The 356-nt window shown below is 68.3% G+C and carries 1 pseudogene; it reads right to left on the bottom strand.

Going from position 1 to position 356, the window contains the following annotated elements:
* A pseudogene (locus tag M3G14_RS11615) lies at positions 1-356 on the bottom strand (hypothetical protein); the annotation flags it as partial.

Below are 356 nucleotides of genomic sequence, written 5' to 3' on the forward strand. Positions count from 1 at the left end.
GGCGGTCACCCGCACCGCGTAGTCTGCTTTCGGGCAGCCACCACCGAGCCACCCGGTCACATCGTGCTTCGCCGCGTCGTACACGCCTTGCACGTCTGCTGCCGGCCCAGTCAGTCGCAGGGTGGCCAGCCCGTCGCCGTGGTGGGTCACCCTCGCCCGCGGAACACGCGGCTCCGGTGTTTGCAGTTCGGTTTTCAGCTCGGCGGCGACATGGCGGATGCGCACTAGATCCCCTGCCGTGTTGCATAACTGCTCGATGTAGCGCCAGCGCTTAGTGGCGTCGCGCAGCGCGCGGGAAGACCTCACGATGTAGGCCAACGTCTCCAACCGGTGGCCCTGCTCGCGCGCCCCGGCTT

Origin of the sequence: Corynebacterium sp. p3-SID1056 (assembly GCF_025152525.1) — a bacterium.
Taxonomy (GTDB): Bacteria; Actinomycetota; Actinomycetes; order Mycobacteriales; family Mycobacteriaceae; genus Corynebacterium.